The sequence below is a fragment of the Thalassotalea sp. G20_0 genome (assembly GCF_017744175.1).
Taxonomy (GTDB): domain Bacteria; phylum Pseudomonadota; class Gammaproteobacteria; order Pseudomonadales; family Endozoicomonadaceae; genus Endozoicomonas.
This window is the reverse complement of record NZ_JAGHQV010000011.1, coordinates 53,900-79,727: the sequence shown is the minus strand read 5'-3', so window position 1 is coordinate 79,727 and position 25,828 is coordinate 53,900. Positions and strand designations below refer to the sequence as shown.

Annotated in this window: 18 protein-coding genes; 7 read left to right on the top strand and 11 right to left on the bottom strand. The window is 49.2% G+C overall.

The genetic code is table 11. The features are described from left to right. Positions 1 to 453 precede the first annotated feature (453 nt). On the top strand, positions 454 to 2,499 hold the full coding sequence (locus J7438_RS08945) for an alpha-amylase family glycosyl hydrolase (protein WP_209276265.1): 2,046 nt from the start codon (positions 454 to 456) through the stop codon (positions 2,497 to 2,499). 52 nt (positions 2,500 to 2,551) lie between these two features. Here J7438_RS08945 and glgX read toward each other — a convergent pair whose 3' ends face one another. From glgX to J7438_RS08910, 7 genes are all read right to left on the bottom strand, one after another. Beyond that, on the bottom strand, positions 2,552 to 4,660 hold the full coding sequence (gene glgX / locus J7438_RS08940) for a glycogen debranching protein GlgX (protein ID WP_209276264.1): 2,109 nt from the start codon (positions 4,658 to 4,660) through the stop codon (positions 2,552 to 2,554). A 377-nt stretch (positions 4,661 to 5,037) separates the two neighbouring features. Further along, positions 5,038 to 6,612, bottom strand: coding sequence for a glycoside hydrolase family 43 protein (locus tag J7438_RS08935; RefSeq protein ID WP_209201959.1), 1,575 nt, complete (start codon positions 6,610 to 6,612; stop codon positions 5,038 to 5,040). 57 nt (positions 6,613 to 6,669) lie between these two features. Beyond that, positions 6,670 to 7,470: a TrmB family transcriptional regulator gene (locus J7438_RS08930; protein WP_209201958.1), complete on the bottom strand. Its 801-nt coding sequence runs from the start codon at positions 7,468 to 7,470 to the stop codon at positions 6,670 to 6,672. A gap of 80 nt (positions 7,471 to 7,550) precedes the next feature. Continuing rightward, on the bottom strand, positions 7,551 to 9,332 hold the full coding sequence (locus tag J7438_RS08925; RefSeq protein ID WP_209276263.1) for a glycoside hydrolase family 13 protein: 1,782 nt from the start codon (positions 9,330 to 9,332) through the stop codon (positions 7,551 to 7,553). A gap of 9 nt (positions 9,333 to 9,341) precedes the next feature. Next, the gene (locus J7438_RS08920) at positions 9,342 to 10,163 is read right to left on the bottom strand and encodes a sugar ABC transporter permease (RefSeq protein WP_286196486.1); all 822 of its coding nucleotides are present in this window, start codon (positions 10,161 to 10,163) and stop codon (positions 9,342 to 9,344) included. Positions 10,164 to 10,174: 11 nt separating this feature from the next. Next, positions 10,175 to 11,470, bottom strand: a complete 1,296-nt coding sequence (locus tag J7438_RS08915) for a carbohydrate ABC transporter permease (protein WP_209276262.1) — start codon at positions 11,468 to 11,470, stop codon at positions 10,175 to 10,177. Between the two features lie 99 nt (positions 11,471 to 11,569). Continuing rightward, entirely contained in the window at positions 11,570 to 12,844 is a 1,275-nt protein-coding gene (locus J7438_RS08910) for a sugar ABC transporter substrate-binding protein (RefSeq protein WP_286196485.1), read from the bottom strand. 384 nt (positions 12,845 to 13,228) lie between these two features. Between J7438_RS08910 and J7438_RS08905 the strand changes: the two genes are divergently transcribed. The 4 genes from J7438_RS08905 (at position 13,229) to J7438_RS08890 (ending at position 17,044) form a co-directional block, all read left to right on the top strand. Beyond that, positions 13,229 to 14,263, top strand: coding sequence for a hypothetical protein (locus J7438_RS08905; RefSeq protein WP_209201954.1), 1,035 nt, complete (start codon positions 13,229 to 13,231; stop codon positions 14,261 to 14,263). 15 nt (positions 14,264 to 14,278) lie between these two features. Then, positions 14,279 to 15,325, top strand: a complete 1,047-nt coding sequence (gene lpxD / locus J7438_RS08900; RefSeq protein ID WP_209276261.1) for a UDP-3-O-(3-hydroxymyristoyl)glucosamine N-acyltransferase — start codon at positions 14,279 to 14,281, stop codon at positions 15,323 to 15,325. A 63-nt stretch (positions 15,326 to 15,388) separates the two neighbouring features. Next, on the top strand, positions 15,389 to 15,877 hold the full coding sequence (locus J7438_RS08895) for an early set domain-containing protein (RefSeq protein WP_209201952.1): 489 nt from the start codon (positions 15,389 to 15,391) through the stop codon (positions 15,875 to 15,877). A gap of 36 nt (positions 15,878 to 15,913) precedes the next feature. After that, positions 15,914 to 17,044, top strand: coding sequence for an ABC transporter ATP-binding protein (locus J7438_RS08890; protein ID WP_209276260.1), 1,131 nt, complete (start codon positions 15,914 to 15,916; stop codon positions 17,042 to 17,044). 475 nt (positions 17,045 to 17,519) lie between these two features. Here the strand turns inward: J7438_RS08890 and glgB are convergent, their stop codons facing one another. From glgB to J7438_RS08870, 4 genes are all read right to left on the bottom strand, one after another. Further along, positions 17,520 to 19,724, bottom strand: coding sequence for a 1,4-alpha-glucan branching protein GlgB (glgB, locus tag J7438_RS08885; RefSeq protein WP_503003894.1), 2,205 nt, complete (start codon positions 19,722 to 19,724; stop codon positions 17,520 to 17,522). Positions 19,725 to 19,866: 142 nt separating this feature from the next. Continuing rightward, positions 19,867 to 20,070 (bottom strand): hypothetical protein, encoded by a 204-nt coding sequence (locus tag J7438_RS08880; protein WP_209276259.1) that lies wholly within the window; start codon positions 20,068 to 20,070, stop codon positions 19,867 to 19,869. Between the two features lie 300 nt (positions 20,071 to 20,370). Beyond that, entirely contained in the window at positions 20,371 to 21,621 is a 1,251-nt protein-coding gene (locus tag J7438_RS08875) for an alpha/beta hydrolase (protein ID WP_209276258.1), read from the bottom strand. 120 nt (positions 21,622 to 21,741) lie between these two features. Next, positions 21,742 to 23,088, bottom strand: a complete 1,347-nt coding sequence (locus J7438_RS08870; RefSeq protein ID WP_209276257.1) for a carbohydrate porin — start codon at positions 23,086 to 23,088, stop codon at positions 21,742 to 21,744. A gap of 309 nt (positions 23,089 to 23,397) precedes the next feature. On the opposite strand from J7438_RS08870, the gene J7438_RS08865 reads away from it, so the two are divergent. After that, a complete protein-coding gene (locus J7438_RS08865; protein ID WP_209276256.1) occupies positions 23,398 to 24,378 on the top strand; it encodes a LacI family DNA-binding transcriptional regulator in 981 nt (326 codons plus the stop codon). 219 nt (positions 24,379 to 24,597) lie between these two features. Next, positions 24,598 to 25,824 (top strand): maltose/maltodextrin ABC transporter substrate-binding protein MalE, encoded by a 1,227-nt coding sequence (malE, locus tag J7438_RS08860; protein ID WP_286196483.1) that lies wholly within the window; start codon positions 24,598 to 24,600, stop codon positions 25,822 to 25,824. Positions 25,825 to 25,828 lie beyond the last annotated feature (4 nt).

Sequence of the window (25,828 nt, the reverse complement as noted above, 5' to 3'; positions counted from 1 at the left end):
GCTTCACTCTTGCTGTTCTATCAGGTTGGCCTTTTTCACTGATGATTTGTTTCAGCGGCTTTGCAAAAGAGCCCTAGTGTAATGGAAAAAAAATGGCTTGTTGCCTTGTAAACGCTTTCAGTCTCTGTGCTGGTTTAATGGTCTTTAAAAGATGAGGGTACACACCACCAGCCATGGGTTGTTATTTACTAAGTAAGCATGAATGTGACAAAGCGAAATACAGGCGTCAAGTGAAATTAATTTCACCTTTTGTGGATTGTTGTAAACCTCTGAAAACGATTACAACTATTTTGAACAGAAAATAAAAATGCTGTAAATCAATGCATTGAAGTTACTCAAAGCGATAATGGCGGGCGGCGTATGACCTGTGTCGTTATACAACTCCGGGGAAATATTTTGCATCTCTTTCCCATCCTCTTTTCAGTATTGTAATGTGACCAATCGGAGGAACCGATGACGAAGCCAAAAGTATTGGCAGTGGCTATCTCTGCGCTTTCTGCCTTACTGTTGACTGGCTGTGCCAGTCAGTCACCTGATACAGCGTCTAAGGCCAGCGCAAGCCTGACACCGGCCTATGACTGCAACGCCAGTACTAGGGCAAAAGCCAACGACCTGAGAATTTACCAGATCATGGTCGAAAGCTTTGTGGATGGAGAAAAGGGAACCGGTCACGGCACCGGCTACGGTACCAGTCATCACCAGGGGGATTTGCAGGGCATAATTGATTCCCTGGACTACATCAAGTCACTGGGTATGAATGCCATCTGGATGACACCAGTCTTCAACTCAGAACCCGTTGCAGGCCAATCACACTGGGATGACCGGCTGGATGCTACTGGCTATTTTGCCACGGATTATTTTTCCATCGACCCACGCTTCGGGACCCTGGAACAGGCGAAAGAGCTGGTGGAAAAAGCCCATGCCAAAGGGCTGTACGTATTTTTTGATGGTGTATTTGGCCATCATAAGACGTCCGGTGTCGTGCCATCACCATCTGGTTTGCTGCCTTCCGGCAGTCACAATCCTGTTGACTATCCCCAAAGCCTGCCATTTTACCGGGAGGTGGCAACCTGGTGGGTGAAGGAGTTGAAAATAGACGGCTGGCGTCTGGATCAGGCCTATCAGGTGCCCACCGAAGCCTGGACAGAAATCCGCAAAGCCGTGGATGACGCTTCTCAGTCAGTGACTTACCAGAACCACAAGGGTGAAACCGTCAATCCATTGGGCTATATGGTGGCGGAGATCTGGAAAGAAGAAAACACCATTCAGAGGGTCGGCTACGGTACCGGGGAGAGTCCGGCGTTGTGTTCTGCATTTGACTTCCCCATGCGTTATCGCCTGGTGGAAACCTTTGCAGTGAATGAAAATGGTATGGGTGGTAAAGGCGGTGACTGGCTGGATGAAGGCATGAGCCTGCACTCACTCTATCCGAAACATGCGCAACCTAACCTGATGCTGGGCAATCACGATGTTGTGCGGTTTGGTGACCTTTTGCAGCGTGGCGGCATTGCCAATCCGGACGATGCAGAATACTGGTTGCGGCATAAAGCGGCCCTGTCATTTATGGCTGCCTACACTGGCCCCATCACCTTGTATTACGGCGATGAAATTGGTGATGAAACGCCAGACTTTGCTGAAAAGCAGCCGGATAATAACTGCGCCATTCGTGGCATGTGTGATGACCATTCGGGGCGTACCAGTGCCAGAATTGATGGGCTAACCGCTGAGCTGAATACACAGCAGCGTGATCTTAAAACCTATGTATCGTCATTGATGACGTTGCGAGATAAACATCCAGCGTTGTCTGAAGGCGAACGCATTAACATCCGTGCAGAGAAAGAGGTCTACGTCGACCACAAGCAAAGCGGAGATGATGCCCTGCTTTATATGGTCAGCACCGACAGCGCTTTCCAAATGGTCACGTTGACAACGGCGGAAGCCGGTTCCGAAGGGAGGCTGGTGGATCTGCTCACGGGAGAGGTGTTTTTCCCGAAAAACAATGAATATTCTATTCGCATGAAAGGGTTTGAATCACGATTCCTGCGCATTGCCAAGCCTGTTCCAGCCGGACCAAAGGTCAATAAACGAGATGCCAGCTCGATGACCGGTGAAGGTTTCCTGGCCCAGTGCGATAACCCGACAGTTAAAGAAGCAGGCCCGGCAAAAGACACGCTGTTTGTGGTGGGTAGCTTCCCGGACTCTAACTGGATGCACAAACCGGCCCGGGCCTTTCAATATAAAGGCAATGGCGTGTATCAAACCGTTACTGATGAGCGCAAAGGCAGCTATCGCTTCCAGTACGCCACAGCCAGCTGGAGCCCGCAATACACGGCTGCTGATCTGTCACAAAAGCCGGGGCAGGCAGCTGCCGGGAAAAACGGCGGGTATGGTACCGATACCTCGGTGATGATACCGGAGGCAGGACGCTATGTATGGAGCTTAACGTTCAAAGACAGTGGTGAGATTGATCAGGTGATGGTATCCCGCTGTGCGGAGTAATTGTGTAGATTAACCTGTCGGCAACCCATCTTCGGGGTTGCCGACCTGCCTGTTAATTCATCTCTTTAAGCATGATCAGGCTGTGCGGCTGAACTTCATAGCTGCACTGATCAACAGACGGTTCCTGAATAAAAGAAGACTCTTTGTCAGTATTCACCATAACCATCCGGTGTTTGAATTGACCAGTTTCAGGAATCAACACTCTGCCTACATGTTTGCCAGCGTTCATGATGACCCAGATAGCACCTTTTTCAGCGTCATTCGGGTCATGAATTTTAACCGTCAGGGTGTAACAGTGGCGCTCACTGAAATAAACAGGGTCAACGACGTCACCCTTCGGGGAGTATAACTGGTATTCTATGTGGCCCAGACCATCGGTCAACAGTGGTTCATTGCGACGAAAATGCATCATTTGTCGGGTAAAATCATGCATCTGTGCACCGTCAGAGTCGGTGTTGTGCAACCAGTCCCAGTGCAGCCAGGCGATGGGGGAGTCCTGGCAATAGGCATTATTATTACCATCCTGAGAGTTGCTGAACTCATCACCGGCTAACAGCATGGGGGAGCCTTTGGCCAGCATTAACATCCCCACCAGATTTTTCCGGCTGCGCAGGCGGGCTTTATTGATATCCAGGTTGTCAGTGACGCCTTCTTCACCGTGATTCCAGGAGTAATTGTGCTCGTCACCATCCCGCCCATCTTCACCGTTAGCAAGATTATGGCGCTGATTGTAAGAAACCAGGTCCATTAAGTTAAAGCCATCGTGACTGCAGATATAGTTGACGGTGGCAAGATAACTTTGTTCACTGAACAGGTCTTCTGAACCGGAAAAACGCCAGGCCATTTCAGTTTGTACCCCTTTGCTGCCTTTCCAGAACTTCCGACAGGTATCGCGGTAACGATCATTCCAGGACTGCCAGTCATTGGGGAAGTCAGTCATATGATAACCGTCCGGCCCAATATCCCATGGCTCGGCAATCATTTTTACCTGGCTCAGAATCGGGTCCTGGCTCACGGCATAAAAGAAAGGCGCATCTTTGCTGTAATGACGGTGCTGGCGAGCCATAGTGGGTGCCAGGTCAAAACGGAAACCATCGATCTGATACTCCACCACCCAGTGACGCAGTGCATCCATGGTCAGGCGCAGAGTCTGATGGCTATCGAAGTTTATAGTGTTGCCGCAACCACTGTAATTTTCCGAGGAAATGTCACCGTCGTGTTTGTTCATATGGTAGTAGTCGGTTTCAGCCAGACCACGCATGCTCAGGAATGGACCACCATGGCCACCTTCGCAGGTATGGTTGAACACCACATCCATAATCACTTCAATGCCAGCGCGGTGCAGCTCCCGTACCATGGTTTTCATCTCGATAACCGGATCGGAAATGGCATAAGGTGTGTGCGGTGCCATCATACACAGCGGGTTGTAACCCCAGTAATTGGATAACCCAAGGTGAGTGAGTCGCTCTTCACTGGAACTGTAGGTAACCGGTAGCAGTTCAACGGCAGTAATGCCAAGGTTTTTCAGATATTCAATGGTAATTGGGTGGCACATGCCCAGATAGGTACCACGAATATCCTCCGGAATATCCGGATGGGTTTTGGTGAATCCCTTGAGGTGGGTTTCGTAATAAATGCTCTGCTGGTCCGGAGTGTGGGGGTGGGTTACGCCTTGCCAGTCAAAGGTGGTGTCACGCACAACACTGCGGGGCATTTTGGTGGCGCTGTCCTGCTCGTTGAATAGCCATTGATCATTGTCGTCTGAAATATAGTCAAAAATGTCCTGGCACCATTGCACATCACCACTGATTTCCCGGGCATAGGGGTCCATCAGCAGTTTGTGCTTGTTAAAGCGCGGCGTGGTATTGGGTGACCAGTAACCGTCTGCCCGGAATCCATAGTGCTGACCTTCGGTAATACCTTCAACATAGAGGTGCCAGATGCCCTCAGCGGAAGGAAACATTTTCAGTTGTTCTTCTCCCCGTGCATCAAATAACGATACAAACAGTTGTTCTGCTTGCGGGGCATACACAGAAAAATTAACCCCTGTCGCCTGATTACCCGGTTCTGCCACAAGATCGGCATTAACTAAAGTGGCACCCTGTGGGGAGGTTTTTCCAGGAAAGGCGCAATAGGTCTGGGTGGCAGATGGCGTATCCATAACGTGTTGAGGCTCTATATAGCGTGATCAAAAAAACGGTGTGTATTATTAGTTTTCAGGAACGGACAGAAAAGCACGACGGTCATGTAAACGATTACAGACTTTTATAAGGGATTGACTTAATTAAAAACATGGTGAACAGACAGCCTGTATAAAGGACTCTCCTCGGGGATCGGCTCCTAAAGGAGTCAACGCCCTAACCGGCCGCCATGCACCGTGATATCAGGGTTTCATAGTGCATGACGGTGGGGCACGAAGTACGATTCGGCTTTTATGCCCTATGGGTACGGATGCGAACCGACCACATCAGGCTTTCTAACGGATTCCACTCGATGGTCACATTACATCATGGTGGTGGGCGCAAACAGCCCAACTGGCTAATTCAAGAATTTAACATCTGAGAAGTCTGCAAATACTTCAGATGTACCCTCTGGATTGACGCCATAAAGACAGCAAAACGCGCCTGTGTAGTATCTGGATAACATCGAATCAATCGGGATGCTGGTTATCACTGGTACTTTTTGTTCATTGGTTATATAACCGCAGTCGTAACCGGTTTCAGCACAATGAACGAATAATTTCAACGCAGTAGTCTCGTCAGTAATGGTTGCAGATGCAAGCACCTTATTATTGAGTTTGACGATAAAATCAAGACCATTATCATTTTGCGAGACACCCAGTAACAGATGATGGTTGTCTTTTTGCAATATACCTATACCAATCTCACTACTGCCCATAGTATCTGATATATGCAGGGTAACCTGATAATTGAAATAACTGTGTGATTGTCGAAAGCCAATAACGGTGGATTGGCTACGCTCCCGGACAGGTTGCCCCGGCCAGATCCTCAAGCGCCTTTTTTCTGGCAGAATCTGAAAGCGACTGGCTTCTGGCAGTCGTCGAAAACTCCACTCTTTTTTCAGAGTCTGACCGGAAAAATCATCATAAAAGTTACCATAACCAGGCTGACTTGATTTCGGAAACGGTAACGGAAGGTGTTTTTCCACTTTGCCGGTATCGGGAGCACACACTGGCCAGAGCATATCCCTGTTGTCCGGGTTTTCTGCTTCCCAAACGACAGGAAGCAGATGGGTTTCTCTGCCCATGTTGGAACGGCTGGCAATGTCATTACGAATCCCCAGGCAGACCATATACCAACGGCCATCAGCCAGCTCAACCAGGTCACCGTGGCCGGTGCTGTTTACCCAGTAATTGTGGGTCAGGTGACGTGAGGTTAATATCGGGTTTCTTGGATTACTTATATACGGTCCGGTAATAGCGTCACTGCAGGCAACCGTCACGGCATGGTAAAACCCCGTTCCCCCTTCTGCTGTCATTAAATAGTAGCGGTCATTGTGTTTATACATATGAGGGCCTTCTACCCAGTCTCCGCCGGTGCCCCGCCAGAGAAAGTATCGTTCGCCAATCAGGGATGTACAGTCCAGGTCTAGCTCTTGCAGCCAGATTTCACCTTCACTGGGGTAGGCAGGATCGCTTGGGCTATGGGTTCCTACGTACCACACCCTGCCGTCATCGTCGAAAAAAATATCAGGGTCGATGCCCGGTGCGCCGCTAATGACTTTGGGCTCAGACCAGGGACCTGCAGGATTTGTCGCTGTCAGAATAAAATTCACACAGGGATTGAAATCTGCAGGTGCCTCCGGTGGCATATAGACATTAGTGGTTATCAGATAAAAGACTCCGTCTTTATATCGAATAGTCGGCGCATGAATACCGCCGTCGGACTGTACATCGGTCAGAAAAATCGGTCCCTGGCACTGCTCCGGGCGATCCAGAGCATGACCAATCAGTTCCCAGTTGACCAGGTCACGGCTGTGGTGAATGGGCAGCCCCGGAAAATACTCGAACGAGGAGTTAACCATATAGAAATCATCACCGACGCGACAAATGGACGGATCAGGAAAGCTGCCGGGTAAAACAGGGTTGGTCATTTCAGTCATGGGGATTGGGTTCGATATAAGTTAGATAACAGGGAGTGGCAAAAAAGCTTACAGCGCCTGTCGTTCGTGGTTGGTGTTGATGGCGATGTTCACCAAGTCAAGGGGCTTGTCCCCTAATAATCCCGATAGATAGATATCGCTGTGAATATGCTCGGAGATGATTTTTACCAGAATTTTCTCATTGGTGTAGATGCCCTGAGCCTCAGTCAAATTGGAAAATACCAGTGTTTCCAGTGTGTCGCGGACCAGCATAAACCGGGTAGAGGGGAAGTCATGCTCTGGAATATGGGAACGGGAAAAGAACTCAATGCCTTCAACCGGAGAGTGCATCTGGTTAAATGAAAAGCAAATCACCCTGACGCCGCGAATAATAGCCTCTTGTAATTCACGCTGGAACAGGGTGATATCAAAGTCAGTATTAATATAAAGCTCGTTTTTACTTTCGTTTATAAGTTCTTTAATTTTCAGTATCAGGCTCTCATACCCTGACAGATTGAAAAAAAAGGGTTTTTCTTCCGACCTGGACAAAACAGCCAGTTCTTTTTTCAGGACTGTAATATCGTCAATGGTTTTTTCCCGGATTTGAGCCAGAATCACGTCAGGTGATTTAGCTTCGTACTCCTTTACACTGCCGGAAATCATGTAGAGATAGCCTTGCAGGTACAGGTTGTCTATGGATGAATAAATGGTTGAGCGGGTCATGCCTAACGATTTGGCAATCTGATAACCGTTGGTCCTGCCATTTTTCAGCACATCAAGATAAACCAGTGCATCCGTTTTACTGAAACCAAAAGTCGTCAAACGTTGAACAATATCATTATATTTTTGTAAATCTGTAGTAGTGCTCATCGTGCAGAACCATACATCAAAAATGCTATATTCCTGACCAAAGCCTGCGCCCCAATTAAGGGGCGCAGGCTTTGGTCTGTTTATTGACTCTTGCTCATTCTGTAGCCATAGGGAGCAAGCTGGACAGTCTCACTTTGCAGGTTTACCGATTGGGCAACGGCAGAGTTATTCATCACGATTTGCCACTGGCCACGCTGATAAGCAATACAATGATCACTGTCAACATCAAGCCAATGCACGGTCGGAATATTGAAATCAGGCTCACTTTTGCGCAGGACAATCAACTCCTGGATAAATTGTCTGAACTCAAGGTCCTGCTTTTCTTCCTCCCAAGCCATACAACGGCGATTGGCTTCGCTGCCCATTCCCCGTCCGCCACTGAGGGCCACTTCACCGCCATAATAGATGCATGGCGTACCCACCTGGGTGAACATAAACAGGTAGGCCAGCCTGGCTCTTGCTTTATTCTCCCCACACAAACTTAAAATACGAGAAGTGTCGTGGCTATCAAGCAGGTTGAACATCGCCTGGTTGGCGGTGTGAGAGTAAGCGCAGTAGGAGCGGTTCACATCCCAGATAAAGTCCTGTTTGTTACTCAGATCCAGGGCAAAAAAGTCCAGCACTGCCTGGGTCATCGGATAATTCATGACCGAATCATACTGATCACCACCGAGCCAGGCTGAGGCATCATGCCAGATTTCCCCGAGAATATAACAGTCAGGCTTGATCGATTTGACCGTACGACGGAAATCACGCCAGAAGTCGTGGTCAATTTCATTACCCACATCCAGTCGCCAGCCATCAATATCAAAATCTTCAACCCAGCGTCTGGCTACGTCCAGCAGGTAAGCACGACACTGTTCATTCTCAGTGTTCAGTTTGGGCATGGATGCCACATTGCCAAAGGTTTCATAACGCAGGTTCTGGTAGTCCCACTGTTCACGGGGCTTGTCTTCATACACCGGGAACTCGCGAATCCAGAACCAGTCGTGGTAGGGCGATGCCTTGCCATTGGCGACCACATCCAGCCACAAGGGGTGCTGATCACCCACATGGTTAAACACGGCATCAAGCATCACTTTCATGCCACGTTGGTGAGCCTCTTTTACCAATAGGCTAAAAGCTTCATTGCCGCCCAGGGAAGGGTCGACATTGAAGTAGTCCACTGTGTCATAACGATGACTGGCGTTGGCGGTGAACACCGGGCAGAAATATAAGCCATTGATGCCCAGGTCCTGAAGGTAATCCAGTTTATCGATTACCCCCCAGAGATCCCCGCCCATAAAGTTATCCTGCGTGGGTTCTGTGCCCCAGGGCATCGTACCAGCGGGGGATATGTCCGGTCGGCCATTGGCAAAACGGTCCGGAAAAATATGATACCAGATGGTTTTCTGTACCCATTCCGGCGTTGCCAGTACATCACGGGGGTTGATGTAGGGGAAGCAGAAGAAATTACTGAGATTACTCAGTTCTACTTCTGCCACTTTGGCATCGGTAATATCAACACTTTTTCGCTCGCCAAACAGTATCTTCTGGCCAGTGCTTTTCGAATGCAAAATAAAACCGTAGCGAGCCCGACGCTTGGGTGGGGTGAACTCAGCCAGCCAGCAGGTTTGATGTTGCATTTCGGCCTCGACGGTCATGGGAATTTCACGTCCGCCGGTCCAGCCGTGGGCATCGCTGCCTCCAAGGTTACCACCGTCCAGGCCTCCGACTGCCCACTCATAGGGGTCACCGATCCAGAGGGTAACTTTTTCGATTTCATCCTTGGCTGAACGCAGGCGAACATGCAGGGTGCTATTATCGCGGGCGTAACACATGGCGCTTTTCGGGTTATGGACCAGAGCACTCAAGGTAATCATTTTCAGGGGTTACTCCTTAACCGCGCCACTGACCAGGCCAACAGTAATGTGCTTCTGGGTGGCGACAAACAACAGGGTGATAGGAATGGCCACTAACAGTGCACCGGCCGAAAACAGGGTATAATTTTCTGCGGAGTTGGAGGCGATCCATTGGAAAATGCCCACGGCCAGCGTCATTTTTTCTTCGCTGCGCAGAATCAGTGTAGGCAGAATAAAGTCCATCCAGGGGGCTGTGAATGAGGTCAGCCCGACAAAGACCAGTATCGGTTTGGCCAATGGCAAAATAATTTCAAAGAAAATGGTCAAGTGACCAGCGCCGTCTATTTTGGCCGCCTCATCCAGCGACGTTGGGATAGCGTCAAAATAGCCCTTCACCAGCCAGGTCATAAAGGGTAATGAGCCGGTGACGTAGACAAACAGCAGTCCGGTAAAGGTGTCGATCAGGTTCAGCTTGGACAGCAATACATAAATCGCGGTGATAGAGAGGAACGCCGGGAACATCTGGATCACCAGAATCCCCATCATGACATTGCGTTTACCTTTGAACCGGTATCGGGAGAAGATAAATGCCGTCATCGTCACCACAATGATGGAGATGGCCATATTGCTGAAGGCCAGGACAAAAGTGTTGGCATACCATTGCAGATATGGGGTATCGGTAAACAGGGCCCGGTAGTGATCCAGGGTAAAGGAAAAGTCGGTAAACGAACTGCTAAACAGGTTTACCCCCGGCTTGAACGATGCCATCACGGTCCAGGTAATGGGTCCAAGCACCAGGATAGCGTTGATGGCCAGCAACAGGTATACGGCGAAAACACCGGCTTTATGCATCAGTTTGTTCATTACCGCATACTCACATCGGTCTTGAAGGAGTTCATCCTTCTAAACTGCCAAATGGCAATCAGTGACAAGAACAGGAAGATGATGATGGAAACCACGGCAGCGATATTGTACTGCTGGAAGTCCAGGGTCAGCTTGTAAATCCAGGTAATGAGAATATCGGTGTGGCCGGCAAAGCGATATTCCGGATTAATGGGTCCACCCTCCGTTAACAGATAAACCGCACCGAAATTGTTGAAGTTGAACGCAAAGGTCATGACCAGCGAAGGGGCTACCTGATGCAGGATCATGGGCAGGGTAATCTCTTTGAACTGCTGGAACCGGCTGGCACCATCAACTTCACTGGCTTCATAGAGTTCTTTGGGAATATTGGTCAGGGCACCGGCAATCAGGAGCATAAAGTAGGGGGCTCCGGCCCAGACACCGATGGCAATGACCGTCACTTTCGCCAGCACGGGGTCCGATAAAAAAGGAATGGACTCAATGCCAAAACCATTAATGATTGAGTTTACCGGACCAATGCCGTTTAACAGCAGGCGGAAGATCAGCAGGCTGACAAATGCCGGAATGGCGTAAGGCAGCATGAATATAACGCGCCATACCTTTTTACCGGCGATGTCCCGATTCGACAGGGCAAGCGCCAGTATAAAGCCAAAACCAAAGGTGAATATCGTAGAGCAGACCGCCCATATCACCGTCCAGCTGCCGACACCAAGCAAAGTGCTGGACCAGATTTTCAGTTCAAACAGGGACAGGAAATTTCTAAACCCAACCCAGTCCACCAGATTTTTTGGTGGAATATGTGCTGGCGCTGCGTAGTTGGTGAGAGAAACCAGTACGGTAATCAGTATTGGCAAAATAATGAATGCGAGTGCAGCAATCCCTGCCGGGGTTAACATGATGAGCGCAAAATGCTCATCATAAAAGGCCCGTAACTGCTGTTTTAAGCCGATGGTACAAGGGGTAATTTTAACGGCATCTTTAATGTTCAGCAGGTACGCAGCAAGAAACGCCACGGTCAGAAAGATGGCCAGTACCCCTTCAACCAGCATATGAATGGAGTGGTCGCCGTGGATAATTTTGAAACCCACTCGATGTTGTGCAGTATCACCGAGGGTGATGAAGCCTTCCAGGGCAGTTAGTAAGTCAGCAGCAAAAAGTACCAACAGTATCTGCACTAAAAGATAGAAACACCCTTTTATATAATGCCGGTTTAACAGCTGGGTCCCCCCCATCAGAAAAACCGACAGAGGTGGTAGCTTGATAGCCACCTTGGGCTGATCCATGGCTGTATCCATAGCCCCTCCTAAACAGTATTAATCAGTTGCCGTCAATCCCACCATGCCCGGGAGTTATTCCGAAATAACGTCTCCGGTCAGCGCATGGTGGGGTGTTTGTTATTCCTGGAAAGCAATCTGCTCTTTGATCACCATTAAGGCGTTATCCAATGATTTTTCCGGCGTTTCGCCATTGACCCAGCTTGCGGTAATGGCGTTAGCCATGGGTGACCAGACATAGCCCATTTCCGGAATGGAGGGCATGGCATCGGCATAAAAACCCTGGGCAATAAAGGCTTTGGTTGCTTCATCAGCCGTTGCACTGTTGGCGATTTCTGCCATCAGGTGATTCAGTGGCGGGATGGATTTGGTCATCTCGAACCGTTTTTTCAGCATGGCTTCTGACGCCAGAAAGTCAGCAAACAATTGTGCGGCAACGGGATACTCTGTGTAAGAAGAGACAACCGCCAACCTTACTGTGGAGAATGTGCGCGGATGCTGTCCTTCCAGTGTTGGCATCGCCACGACGCCAACGTTAACTCCCGATTCAAGGTGGCTTTTTGTTGCCCATGGACCGTCAACAATGGCGGCAACTTTACCTTCAGTAAACAGGCCTCGACGCACCTGGGTGTTGCGCATATCCACAGGGTTTGAGTCATTGGCTGTTTTCAATTTAAGCATGGCGGCAAGGCCGCGTTTAGTCGCTTCGGAATTCACCCCGATATCATCTGCATCGGATCCTGCCTTGCCAAATTCATAGCCGCCATACAGGGACATAAACATTCGGGACTCATAGTAATTCTGTACGTCCCACAGCAGGGCATAACGGTTTTCAGTTCGATTGTTAAATATTGCGGAGAACGCAATCAAATCTTCAAAGGTCTCTGGTGCCTCGGCCAGGATGTCTTTGTTATAGAACAGGGCAGTTGTTGCATAGCTGACGGGAAAACCATAGCCTTTGCCATCGGCTTTGGCTGCTGAGGCAGCGCTGACAATAAACTCTTTATCAACACGATCTGCACTGACCAGGTTTTCCATAACCGCGCCACTGACGACTAATTTACCCAGCATATCGTGTTCAATCTCGGCAACATCAGCAACCCGGGCGGTGCCACCGTCCTGAATCAGGCGTCCGGCACTGTTCATTGGGGCCAGTTGTCGGAAACGGAACTGAACATCGTAGCCAAAGGTTTCGTTAAACGCCTCGGTGGCATAGTCCATATAATCCATGGCCAGCTCATCGGTCCAGATGAGTAGTTGTGCGTTTTTTTCAGGTATAAGCTGTTCCGCGTATGCAGTACTGGCAGAGAGTAACGAGAGGGCAAATGCCAGGTTCTTATAGATGGGTTTCATACTGTTGGCCGCTAAATCATAATTCAGATTATGGTAGTACATGATGGAATACTGCATTCTTTATCAAAACATGAAAACGTGCAATGTTTTAGTGAACAAATGATCTCTGATTTTGTTTTTGAATGTTTTTTGTTTAGAAAAAGATGATTAAATTGATCTATGTCAGTGGTGCGGTCTTGTAAAAGTTGATTTGCAAGCGTTTAATCTCGCCACGAAAACACATTGCTGAACAAATAGTGTCACGATCCAGGTATTTAATCAGTAGCCTGTTTCTAAATGGCTTCTTGTTGTTGATCTCCGGATTTGTTGCAGTTGTTTGAATTTTTGTATTTAAGCGGAGAGACGACCAGTTTTTTCTGTTCGAATCTGTACAGGGTTGTACTACTCCAATTAAATGATTACCAGATTAGTTTTTGGGGATTACGGATGAGGAAAAAAATACTACCACTTTTGATTGCCAATATTGTTGGTGTATCGGGTGCCGTTTCAGCAGATGAATTTACCGATTTTCTCCGCCAGGCGGATAAAGGGGAAAATAGCTCAGCTGCTGACTCTGGCATGAGTTTTTCCGGTCATTTTGGTTCTTCAATTGAGTATGAAACCAAAACCACTGATGACTGGGGGAATGGTGAAATAAAAGAAAAAATCACCACCAATGAAGTGGGTAACGTATTCTTCAATTTCCACGATCTTGGTCTTCGTGCAAACTACTCGTTAAAGACCATGACCCGGGAACAAAAAAATTCCAGTGGTTACTATGAAAATGAAGATTCTCTGAAACATCTTATACTGCTGGATCGTCCATTTGCCCTGGGTGGCGGTTGGGGTACTGGTTTGGGTTATGAGGCTGAGTACATCACCAGTGAAGTAGTATCGGCAAGTGCAAACCATCATGAGAAGCAATCCCTGGAGCAAATTTTCCGGCCATATCTGACGTACTGGAATAACGAGTATAATGCCGGTTTTTATGCTATGGCAGAGTACCTGACCCTGAACTTTGATAATGGTAGCTGGGGTCAGCGGGATGAGGCTGGTTACAGCGTCATGATCAAGCCTTACACCAACTATGGCAATTTCCAGTTTGAACTGGAACTCTTCCATCAGGTTAAAGACGACAACGAGAGTGCGACTGCTGAAGGTTATGTATTCCAGACGGACAAGTTCACTGAAACCTATATCCAGCCCACCATCCGTTACAGCATCGACAATGGTGGCCTGGTCTATCTGACTACACGTTTTGCTGAGAATGAGACCATCACCAAGGGCAGTCGTCCGGACTACTTCAAGGATGTCATCAAAACCTCCGTTGGCTATGAGACCGATATCGGGGAAAACTGGATGGTCAAGGCTGAGTATGAGTATACCCATGAGAAAGAAACCACCAATGATCCGACAAAAGCAGGCGTTAGCAAGAAAGTGGATAACCACAAATTCTACGCCCATGCTCTTTACAGGTTTTAATCTGGTGTAAATCCCATGCTTAACGCCCTTGATATTGCTCAACAACTCCATGGTCGTCTGTTTGGTGATGGCAACATCACAGTAGACAGCATCTGCCCGGTATCACCCAGCAGGCCAGATGCCCTGGCTATTGTGCTCTCCAAGCATGACCTCAAGTTTATTGATCATTGCCAGGCAGCCATTGTGGTCGGACCTGCCGCCATAGGCAATATCAAGGCACCGGCAAAAATAGTGATTGATGCATTGGATGTTACTTTGCTTAACCATCTATTGCGTTACTACAAAGCTGAAAAATACCACCTGTTGGATCAGGAAAATGTGTCCAGTATTCCAGGTGTATTCATTGGCAAACATGCCCGCATCGGCAAGGGTTGCCATTTTATGCCGGGAGTTCGCATTCATAATGGCGCAGTGATTGGCGATAATGTTGCCATACACGCCAATACCGTCATTAAGGAAGGGACGGTGATTGGCAATAATGTGACCATCGATTCCAATAATTCCATCGGTAATTTCAGCTTTGAATACATGCTGAATAGCTCTGGCGAATATGAACGACTGGAAAGTATTGGCCGGGTCATTATTGAAGATAATGTGGACATTGGCTGCAACAACTCCATTGATCGGGGTACTCTCGGAGACACGGTCATTGGCCGGGGCAGCAAAATTGATAACCTTTGCCAGATTGGCCACGACTGTCGTATAGGTCAGCACTGCCTGATCATTTCACAATCCGGTGTTGCCGGTCATACCATCCTTGGTAATCGGGTTACTGTGCATGGGCAGAGTGCCATTGCCGGTCATCTGCATATTGGCGATGGTACGGTGATTCAGGGCAAGTCAGGCGTCAGCCGTTCCTGTCCACCACGAAGCAAGCTGTTTGGTTATCCTGCCAGGGATTCACAACAATATATGAAATCACTGGCTACCCTTAATGCCCTGTCAAAGGGTAAAGCCCCAATGATTCCGAGCCGGAACGTTAAATCGCTAAAATCAGAGCGTGAAGCGCATGGCAAAGAGAGCTGGTTCGGAAAAATACGACAGAAACTTCATTTTCAATAAAAAACATCACGTCTTTATTATTTGTCTACTTTGGCGATTGGTCGTTGTCGCTATGGAGTTCGTATGAAAACCAAAGTTTTAATAACACTTACCCTTGCTGCCACTCTGGCTGGTTGTGCTGGAAACCCTGCTAATGATACGGCTTCTGCCTCAGTGGTCAGCACCAGCCCCGTAGCCAGCTGTAATTTGCCCGATGTTACCGGTAGTGGCCCTATTCGCCCACCCATGTACGTGACTGGCACCTTCTCCGATGGGCAGTGGATGCACCAGGAGCATCGTCGTATGTCTTACAAGGGGGATGGCATTTATCAGGTCATTATGGAGAATGACGCGGGCCCGGTGAACTTCCAGTTTGCCAGCATGGGTTGGAAACCACAATTCACCGTGAGTGGTCGAGAATTGACCGTCGGACAGGAAGGTAAGTTAATTCGTGGTGGGTTTATGAAAGATACCCGCATCAACTTCACCGATTCTGGCCGCTATGTCTGGGGCTTCCAGGTGGATGCTGAAGGCAAGCCGAAACTGGCTGCGATTGCCCAATGTGCTGAATAAACCTGTTACCTGAAAGATTATCTGTGGAATGACCGGATGGCTAACGTAAGCTTAAAAAGCGTTGAAAAAAAATATGACAATGGATTTCAGGCAGTTCATGGTATTGACCTTGATATCCATGACGGCGAGTTTATGGTGTTCGTTGGTCCGTCCGGCTGTGCAAAATCCACCACGCTACGCATGATTGCGGGGCTGGAAAGCATCACCGACGGCGAAATCCGGATCGGTGAACGCGTGGTGAATGACTTGCCTCCCAAGGACCGTGGTATTGCTATGGTCTTTCAGAACTATGCGCTTTACCCCCATAAAACCGTTTTTGACAATATGGCCTTTGGCCTGAAAATGCAGAAAAAGTCGAAAGAGGAGATTCGCCAGGCGGTTGAAGAGGCAGCAGAAAAACTGGAAATTACCGATCTTCTGGACCGCAAGCCAAAAGAGATGTCCGGAGGCCAACGACAGCGGGTTGCTGTTGGCCGTGCCATTGTGCGCAAGCCTGATGTATTTTTGTTTGATGAGCCACTATCAAACCTGGACGCCAAGCTTCGTGTTTCCATGCGGGTAAAAATTGCCCAGCTGCATCAGCGGCTGAAAGAGGAAGGTAACCCTGCCACCATGATCTATGTTACTCATGATCAGACAGAAGCACTGACACTGGGTGACCGAATCTGCGTACTTAATAAGGGTGAAATCATGCAAGTGGATACCCCTGCCAACTTGTACAATTACCCAGCCAACAAATTTGTCGCCGGTTTCATTGGTTCTCCCTCCATGAACCTGGTAAAAACGGTGATTCGTAAATCGGATGCGGGACTTTTTGTAGAACTTGCACCGGGGGTGAAGTGCTTTATCCCAAGAGCCAAACAGGTATTGCTGCAGGAGCAGATTGATCAAGCCGTTTACTTTGGTATTCGCCCTGAGCATATCTCCCTGGCAAATGACAGTGATACTGTTAATACGGTCGAAGGCATGTTGACGGTTGTCGAGAATATGGGTAATGAGAAATATCTTTATTTCAAAGTAGGCGATAATGAGCTGATTGCTCGAGTGAACGACCAAACCATTACTACAGCTGATATTGGTCGCACAATGCGCTTCAATTTGAATACCGAAGCTTGTCATATTTTTGATGTAGAAAATGAAAAAAACCTGACGATCATTCAAGGGTAAGCGGCAAAATAAACCACGTAAAACCACTCTAAAGCAGACAAGCTCTATTATACAGCCACCTTTTTCCCACGGTCCCCCGTGGGAATACATATCGAATCTCTCCGCAAGTCAGAACTCCCATTAAACTCTCATGATTCCGGGCGGAAACAGGTTGTTGCATATCCTGCTGGCTCCGGTATGCATTCCCACGCAGGACCCACAGGGTCTAAAAGCATGGGAACGGTACTTGCGAAAGATAGAGCGATTTCTGCAACACATACGGAACCGAAGAAGCCAGTATGTGTTAACCCGGATATTTCATAAACGTGCTCCCGCTCTCGCTTGTCCTTTGCCGCTCTAAGGGAGTTTTGTTCAGTCGACCGTACTCCCCGGTACGGCGCTCCCTCACAAAATCCCTTAGAGCGACAAAGTCCGGCGCGAGATTCGAGGCAGTTTATGAAATATCCGGGTTAAGTGCTTTTTCTCGCTATAGGCATTATTCCCGGTCAACGGCCAGCATGATAGTAGCCAGTGGTGGCAAAGTCAGGCTGATGCTTTGGGGGTGGTTATGCCACTCTCCTGGCCGGGTTAAGACGGTACCGTTAACAATATGACTGCCACCAAAGCGCTGGTCATCACTGTTAAAGATTTCCTGCCATTGTCCATCGACTGGCACACCAATGGTGTAATCATGTCGTACAAATGGCGTCATATTACTGATAACGACAATGGTTTTACCTGCGCTGTCTTTTCGGTAAAAGGCAAAAACACTTTGTCCATGGTCGTCCAGTATCAACCAGCGGAAACCGTCGCGATCAAAGTCAAGCTCATGCAGTGCCGGGGAACGCTGATACAGTGTATTCAGCTCACTGATCATCGCCAGCATGCCCTGGTGGTAAGGGCCCTGCTCCAACAGGTTCCAGTTCAGGCTTTCTGACGGGTTCCATTCGTTGGTGACACCAAACTCAGAGCCCATAAACATCAGCTTTTTACCGGGGTGCCCGAACATAAATCCGTAATAGGCCCGAAGGTTGGCAAAGCGCTGCCAGTCATCCCCCGGCATACGGGTGAGGATCGTGCCTTTACCATGAACCACTTCATCGTGGGAGAGGGAGAGCACAAAGTTTTCGTTATAGGCGTACACCATACTGAAGGTCATTTCATGGTGGTGATGCTGACGATAAATCGGGTCCCGCTTCATATAGGCCAGCGAGTCGTGCATCCAGCCCATATTCCATTTGTAATCAAAGCCGAGGCTCTGTGGGTGTCCGGGGCGTGATACACAGGGCCAGCTGGTGGACTCCTCGGCGATCATCATGCAGTGTGGATGCAGACGGTGAACTTCAGCGTTCAGGCGCTGCAAAAAGGCGACGGCCTCAAGGTGTTCATTGCCGCCCAGATGGTTGGGTGTCCACTCGCCCTGTTTTCTGGAGTAGTCCAGGTAGAGCATGGAGGCCACGGCATCCACCCTCAGGCCATCAATATGAAACTCATCCAGCCAGTACAGGGCATTACTGATCAGAAAATCCTGTACCCACGGCGAACCGTAATTGTAGATACAGGACTTCCAGTCCGGATGCCAGCCCCGTTGCGGGTCTTCATATTCATAAATAGCAGTTCCGTCAAAACGGAACAGGCCGTGTTCATCCTGTGGAAAGTGGGCGGGAACCCAATCCAGAATCACACCAATATTGTGCTGGTGGCACTGGTCAACCAGGTAGCGGAAGTCGTCCGGTGTGCCATAGCGGCTGGTGGGGGCAAATAACCCAACCGGCTGGTAGCCCCAGGATTCGTACAGAGGATGTTCGGAAATGGGCAGTAATTCGATATGGGTAAAGCCCGTTTTCCGGATATACGGGATCAGTTCGTCGGCCAGCTCCCGGTAATTTTTGAAACCACCGTCGTCCGATTTTTTCCATGAGCCCAGGTGGACCTCATAAACCGACATGGGCTTGTTATGATTCAGCTGACGTTTGTTCAGCCATTGGCTGTCGGACCAGGTAAAGGTACTTTCCGTTTGTACAATGGAGGCCAGGCCCGGCCACTGTTCCACTTTATGGCCAAAGGGGTCGGTTTTTTCCGGCAGCAGCTGACCATTCTGATCGTGCAGCTCATATTTATACAGGGTTCCTTCGGCAACGCCCGGTACAAACAGCCGCCAGATGCCGTCATCAGCACTGGCCATGGGGTGGCAGCGACCATCCCACCGGTTGAAATCACCGATCACGCTGACGGAGCGGGCGTGGGGAGCATAGACCTTGAACAACACGCCTGAAACACTGCGCTGACGGGTAAGGGCATGCTCCACTTTCAGAGCACCCAGGTGCCGGTACAGATAGAGCGGGTCGATATCCTGCTGACAGAGGGTGTACTCGCCAAACTGGTAGGGATCAAAGCGGAGTTCTTCTGTCCCATCCTTGAGGGTGATGTTTAGCAGATAGTAGAAGGCTTTTTTCCGTTTTGGAAAACTCAGCTCAAAAAGGCCGTTGGCCATCCGGCTCATTCTGCCCAGTGATTTACCCGTGCTTTCCTGCACAACCTCGATGCACTCGGCATCGGGGTGCCAGGCGCGGATGGTCAGGCCACTACCGGACTGCCCGGGGTGCATTCCCAGGATGGAAAAGGGCGAGGCATGCATCACCTGGCTCAGGCTTTGGGATGCGGGTAGCAATTCAGTATTTATTGACTTTTTTTTGGGCATTTCAAATCACTGCGAAAGAGGTGGTTCATTTTTCGCGGGCATTATGGCCATGAAATGAGATGGTGGGAAGTTGTAAACGTTTTACCGGGTAAAAGCTCTAAAAGAGACGAACTCCCATGGCAGGCATGGGAGAGCAGAGTTATTACATCTGTTGCATCGAGGCTTTTTTCGTAGTGCTGCCCTGATATTTACTGAAACAAATATTGATGGGCATGGAGTTGATCAGTTCGCCCTTAACATAGCAGGGCACCACCGGTACGGCACTATCTCCAGTGCTTTTACTGCCATTGGCAAAAGCACTACCTGCGACGAAGATAAGAGCTGAGGCTAACGCTTTCTTAATCATTTTTTTACCTGTTTTACTTGGAACGAAAGAATGGTATCGGCAGCACATACTCAAGGTTTACGGGTGGCTTACCAGTGATCTCACTGCCATCCTCCTTATGAAACTCGGATATCATGGTGCATAGCAGTTGGTTTGGTTGTCGGCTCCTGTAGGACCGACCTACATGGATGGCCGCATTTTTTCAGGTTCTGTGACAGCCTCTTAGGGTGGATGGGGATCGGGAATAAATTATAGGGCAGGGCTTAGGCAGAAGAGAGGAAAAAGACGGAGCATGGGCTCCGTCGAAAAAAACATCACAGTTCACTGCAATTGTTTAATCACGGTCTGAAAAATTTCGCCAAAGCGTTTTGCCCAAGCGGTTTCGTCATGGACGCCATCGACAATCACCTGATGTTGCAGTGATATACCAGCGTCGTTCAACGCGGCCACCATGGCATGGTGACCTTGCAGCCATTCATCAGGCCCCCAGGGGCCAACGGTCTCCTGGCCGCCCATATCCAGATAGAGGCGGGCATCGCGGGCAAAACCGTTTTTCCGGAAATACTCCCGTAACTGTTTGCCACCGTAGCGGTCACTGGTGGCGTGGGACAGGGCAAGGCCGGTACCAAACACACCGGGGCGATAGCTCATGGCGTAGAGGGTGATATAGCCTCCCATGGATGAACCCATTAACGTGCGATCGGCCGGGCTGCTGCTGATGTTGTATTGCTTTTCCAGCGCGGGGATCAGTACGTCCACCACAAAATCCACCGTTTCGCTGCCTCGTGCCTGTACTTCGCCAACGGTTGGATGGGTCCAGTCAAGACCGCTGTATTCAACATAGCGGGGAAGGGCATCGCGGGGGCTGTCAAAACCGATAACGACATACTCTTCCTCCAACGCGGTCAGGGTTTCATCCAGCTGCCACTCCATGCCATAACCGGAGGTTTGTTTATCAAACAGGTTCTGACCATCCCAGGCGTAGATAACCGGGTAGGGTTCCTTACGACTGGCGTCGTAGTTTTCCGGGAGCCAGATGCGAATGGTTCGTTCACCATTATTTTGCGGGAAAGTGGTGGTGAGGGTTTCCAGTTTGCCAACCAGTGTTGAGCGGCTACCCAAAGAGCCGCCTTCGAGATCTGCCCACTTATCAATAGTTAGCATGATGGTTTGCTTGTCTCCAGTGAATTGTACCTTGCGATTCGGAGCATCGTAGCGGTCATTATCAATCTCTACTGAACTCCAGTCACCACGGGTAAATTTAAACAGGTGAATATCGCCCGGTTTATCAAACGACAGCTCATGGCTGTAACTACCATTGCCGTTATCTTTCAGGATGATCTCCTTGTGTTGATCACCGCCAGCGTGCCACTGGTTCATGGTGCCTGCCAGATAAACCTGTTCTCCTTCCGGATGGTTATCGGGCAATGAGGTGATGCACAGCATAACGGACCGATCGGCCTGGGACTCAGGGCATAATGATTCCGGGGCCGCGGGTGTGTATGCACTCTGGCACCCAGAAAGCAGGGAGACCGCAAGGGGCAGGGTACACAGTGATAATTTGCTTTTCATTAGTCATTCACAAAAAGACGGAGCAGCGGCTCCGTCAGATAAACACAATCACAGGAATGGGAATTCAGGACTGCAGCCACAGGCATGTGGCTGCAGATTTTACTGCAGAAACTGGTTGAATTAGAACCAGATTTCTGCTTCTACGCCGTATTGGTAGGTTTTTTTGCCAAAATTGTCGTTACCCCACATTCCATCGTTACCGTTACTTTCATCCTTGGTCATGAAGGTAACGAATGGTTTGATCTGTGGACGACCAAAGTAGTCGGAGTTCACCGTGAATACTGCAGCGATTTCGGCAGCGTAAACGTCGATCTTATTCTCTTCTAGGCCCCAGTTAGACTTTTCCATGCCGTAAGAACCGGTGAATTCCCAACGGAAATTATCGTTGACTTTATACGTCGGACGAACGGCCATCAGCATGCGGTCAACAGTATCACCTTCAGCGGCAGGGTTAGTACCCAGACCCCAAATCTTATCGCCATGCAGGTAGGTAAATTCAGAACCCATCTGCCAGCTATCGTTGATGTTCATAACACCGTAAGAAGTAAAGAAGATACTGGTGCCATCGTCCCTGTCAGTGGTGGATGTGCCAGTACTCCATTGCCCGAAGTTGACACCACGGTTGGCTGCCAGGCCCTGACCGTATGCCAGGGCAGTTGTGGTCCAGCCGCTCATGCCATAGTAGTCACGCTTGTAAGTGATGGCTGCACCAATACCGTTGGTGGCTTCATTGTCAGCAAAGTTGCTGCTTTCGCCGGCAGTCATGACTTTCAGGTCAAAATTGAAGCTGCCACCCAAAGCGTTGTGGTTGTAGCTGTAAAAATCAACGGAGTGAATAGTTTTGCCTTCTGCCTTAGGTACACCATCACCAGCGTCTACGGAAACAACCGCAATACCATTGCCGTTCTGCTCATAACCAAAACCAACACCGGAAGATTGCTTCCAGAATTCACCAGACAGGATACCGGCTTCACGGTTCAGGAAACGACGGCCAGCCCAGATTTCAGCGTTTTCAGGCAGATAGCTGAAGCCACCCAGGCGAATAAAGGCTTCTTTAACTTCAAAAGCGCCTTTGTCGTCATTTTCTTTGCCGCTATCTTCGCTGCCGGAAGAAGAGTAGAAGCTGTGATCGCCGTTACCGTACTCAGCACGAACACCTAATTGAGACCAGACACCATTGGCAAAAGTCGTGTTCTTGCTGATATTGAATTCAACCTGGTTAGGGTTTTTGCCAGTAGTTCCGGCAAGGCGATAGTCAGGCTTACCATATTCATTGCTGGTGGAAGTACCGTTTTCATTCAAACGCCAGCCGGCACGGATATAACCGTTTACCTGCCAGCCATCGGTCAGAATGTCAGTCGGCTTCAGATTCAGAGTTTCAGTGGTAGTTTCACTAGCCATTGCATTGCCGGAAAGCAGTACGGCAGCGATAGCACCAGCCAGTGGCAGAAGTCTTGCTTTGGTCACAACCAAATTCCTTCAAGTGTGTTGTTGTGTGTTCGCCATCTCGCATGCTGCAGTCCCCTCTGAAACGAAATAAATCGTCCAGACTCTGTCAGCAGGCGTTACAACGTGTTGACGTTTTTTAGGCTGTGGGATTTTTTGGCATTAGTGGGGTGAAGAGCAATATGAAAAGGTTTTTAGAAGAAGTTGGCTGAATATTGATCTGTGTCTTTTTGTGAACACTGCAAACAAAATATATTACGAAGGTTCGTTATATTTCGAATTAATGTCGGTTATTTGATATAGGGATAAATCCCTTTGGGAAGGAATCAAGTGTCTGGGCAATCAACCATCCTCCAGGTGGCGGCGCTGGCAGGATTATCCATTGCAACCGTCAGTCGGGTGCTCAATGGCGGAAAATACGTTTCAGAAAGCACCCGCAAGAAGGTATTGGACGCAGCCCATGAACTGAACTATCAACCCAATTATATGGCCCGGCAGTTGCATGGGCAGAATGCCTTTGTGGTGGGGGTTGTGCTGGGGCTGGATCTGGGAACCATATCGCCGTTTGCATTAAAAGTGTATGAAGCGCTGAAGATTGAGCTGGAGCGGCAGGGGTATCGGGTCAAGCGGGTGAAGTTTTCTTCTGAAGGTGAGCTGATGACGTCGGCCAAAGCCTATGTTGGCATTGGCTTGCACCATGATGATCCCCGCTATCAGAAGGTGCAGGAGCAGAAGGCTCCCTATGTGAGTATCGGGGATGTGCGGGAGGGGCATTTCTGGGTTGCTTCTAACGATGAACAGGGTGGTTTTCTGGCGACCACGCACCTGCTTGGGAATGGCTGTCGTACTATTTATTATGTGTGCCTGCACAGTGACCATGCAGTTTCGTGCATGCGTTACCAGGGCTATCGCAAGGCGATGCTGGAAGCGGGGCTTATTCCTTCGGAGGCCATAGAAATTTCAGTGGATACCGGTCTGCCTGCATTAGATAGCTATCGTCGTATACGTGGCTTGCTGGAATCGGGGATTAAGCCTGATGCGTTTGTCGCTTTTTCTGACATTGTCGCCACAGGCATTTCCATGGCACTGGCGGATACCGGTAGGCGGGTACCGGATGATGTTCAGGTGGTGGGTTACGATGGTATCGATGATGATCGCTATCATTCACTGACCACCGTACGACAGGATATAGAAAGTATTGCGGTTCAGGGAGCAGAACTGGTGATGGAGGCCATGAAATCCTGTGAGCCTCGTGGATGTTGGCTGGATGTGTTTCTTCGTAAAGGGCAGACCTCCTGTGTCATGGCGTGAGGCTGACCCGGCATTTTCCTGAAAATGCACAAAATATGTTGATTTGTATCAAATACTCACGGATCACACCAGAAAGTGGGCATTCTGTAAACGTTTTACGATTTCTTTCAGACACCAATTCATTGAAGATAGCGATCGTTTTTCAGGTCTGTTGTCTCGACAGCGCATTTGAATGAAAGTGTTCACTCCGATCTAAATGACAAGAGCCTGAGAATTTCAATGATCACCCTGGTTCAGGGAAATACCGGAGTAGGTAGAGAGATGATGAAAAAAACGGTTGCTGCAGCGATTGCTTCTGCGCTGGCTATCTCTATGGGTGCCAACACAGCCATGGCGTTCTCTGACGACGAGCTGGTTGTGTGGATTGGTGGCGATAAAGCCTATAACGGTATGGAAGTTGTAGGTAAGCGTTTTGAAGAAGAGCTGGGCGTTAAGGTAAAGATTGAGATTCCTGAGAATCTGACCGACCGTTTCCAGCAGGCTGCTGCCACCGGTAAGGGTCCGGATATTGTTATGTGGGCACATGATCGTTTCGGTGAGTGGGCTGAATCCGGTCTGTTGGCACCCATCAAGCCTTCTGACAATGTCAAGGCTGATATCGAAGCCAAAGGCTGGCAGGCCACGTCTCACAATGGCAACGTTTACGGCTATCCGGTCGCCATGGAAGCCATCAGTTTGATTTACAACAAGGATATCATCAAAACGGCACCTGCCTCTTATGAAGAGATGTTCGAACTGAAAAAAGAGCTGGATAAGAAAGATATCACCACCATTATGTGGGACCAGGTTCAGCCTTACTTCACTACGCCGATGCTGGCCTCCAATGGTGGTTATGTCTTCAAGGAAGTGCCCACCGGCTATGACGTTTCTGATATCGGTGTAAACAGTGCCGGTGCCATCAAAGGTGGCAAGATGCTGGCGAAAATCATCGACGAGGGCGTGATGCCACGGGGCGTTGATTACGGTGTAATGGAAGCCAGCTTCAACAAGGGTGAAGTGGCGATGATGATCTCCGGTCCCTGGGCCTGGGCCAACCTGGAAAAGAGCAAGATCAACTACGGTGTTGCGCCACTGCCTTCTATCGACGGTAGTCCATCCCGTGCGTTTGTTGGCGTCTGGGCCGCTGCTCTGAACAACGCTTCGCCAAATCAGGGTTTGGCGAAAGAGTTTATCGAGAACTATGTCCTGACCGAAGAAGGCCTGGCAACGCTGAACAACGACAAGCCACTGGGTGCCGTTGCTCATAAGGCATACATGAAGAAGCTGGCGGCGGACCCACGCATCGAAGCCACTTACCAGAATGTTATGAATGGTCTGCTGATGCCTAACGTTCCGGAAATGGGTAAATTCTGGTCGGCTACCCAGTCTGCCCTGACCAATATCACCACCGGTCAGGAAACTGTTGAAGTGGCACTGAACAACGCTGCCAAGCTGATTGCCAACTAAAAAC

Excerpts from the sequence above, each read along its gene's own strand:
- glgB (WP_503003894.1), bottom strand. The coding sequence starts at position 19,724 with ATGCCCAAAAAAAAGTCAATAAATACTGAATTGCTACCCGCATCCCAA.
- J7438_RS08905 (WP_209201954.1), top strand. The coding sequence starts at position 13,229 with ATGAGGAAAAAAATACTACCACTTTTGATTGCCAATATTGTTGGTGTA.
- J7438_RS08935 (WP_209201959.1), bottom strand. The coding sequence starts at position 6,612 with ATGACCAACCCTGTTTTACCCGGCAGCTTTCCTGATCCGTCCATTTGT.
- J7438_RS08880 (WP_209276259.1), bottom strand. The coding sequence starts at position 20,070 with ATGATTAAGAAAGCGTTAGCCTCAGCTCTTATCTTCGTCGCAGGTAGT.
- lpxD (WP_209276261.1), top strand. The coding sequence starts at position 14,279 with ATGCTTAACGCCCTTGATATTGCTCAACAACTCCATGGTCGTCTGTTT.
- J7438_RS08875 (WP_209276258.1), bottom strand. The coding sequence starts at position 21,621 with ATGAAAAGCAAATTATCACTGTGTACCCTGCCCCTTGCGGTCTCCCTG.
- J7438_RS08890 (WP_209276260.1), top strand. The coding sequence starts at position 15,914 with ATGGCTAACGTAAGCTTAAAAAGCGTTGAAAAAAAATATGACAATGGA.
- glgX (WP_209276264.1), bottom strand. The coding sequence starts at position 4,660 with ATGGATACGCCATCTGCCACCCAGACCTATTGCGCCTTTCCTGGAAAA.
- J7438_RS08920 (WP_286196486.1), bottom strand. The coding sequence starts at position 10,163 with ATGCATAAAGCCGGTGTTTTCGCCGTATACCTGTTGCTGGCCATCAAC.
- J7438_RS08915 (WP_209276262.1), bottom strand. The coding sequence starts at position 11,470 with ATGGATACAGCCATGGATCAGCCCAAGGTGGCTATCAAGCTACCACCT.
- J7438_RS08930 (WP_209201958.1), bottom strand. The coding sequence starts at position 7,470 with ATGAGCACTACTACAGATTTACAAAAATATAATGATATTGTTCAACGT.
- J7438_RS08945 (WP_209276265.1), top strand. The coding sequence starts at position 454 with ATGACGAAGCCAAAAGTATTGGCAGTGGCTATCTCTGCGCTTTCTGCC.
- J7438_RS08895 (WP_209201952.1), top strand. The coding sequence starts at position 15,389 with ATGAAAACCAAAGTTTTAATAACACTTACCCTTGCTGCCACTCTGGCT.
- J7438_RS08910 (WP_286196485.1), bottom strand. The coding sequence starts at position 12,844 with ATGTACTACCATAATCTGAATTATGATTTAGCGGCCAACAGTATGAAA.
- malE (WP_286196483.1), top strand. The coding sequence starts at position 24,598 with ATGATCACCCTGGTTCAGGGAAATACCGGAGTAGGTAGAGAGATGATG.
- J7438_RS08925 (WP_209276263.1), bottom strand. The coding sequence starts at position 9,332 with ATGATTACCTTGAGTGCTCTGGTCCATAACCCGAAAAGCGCCATGTGT.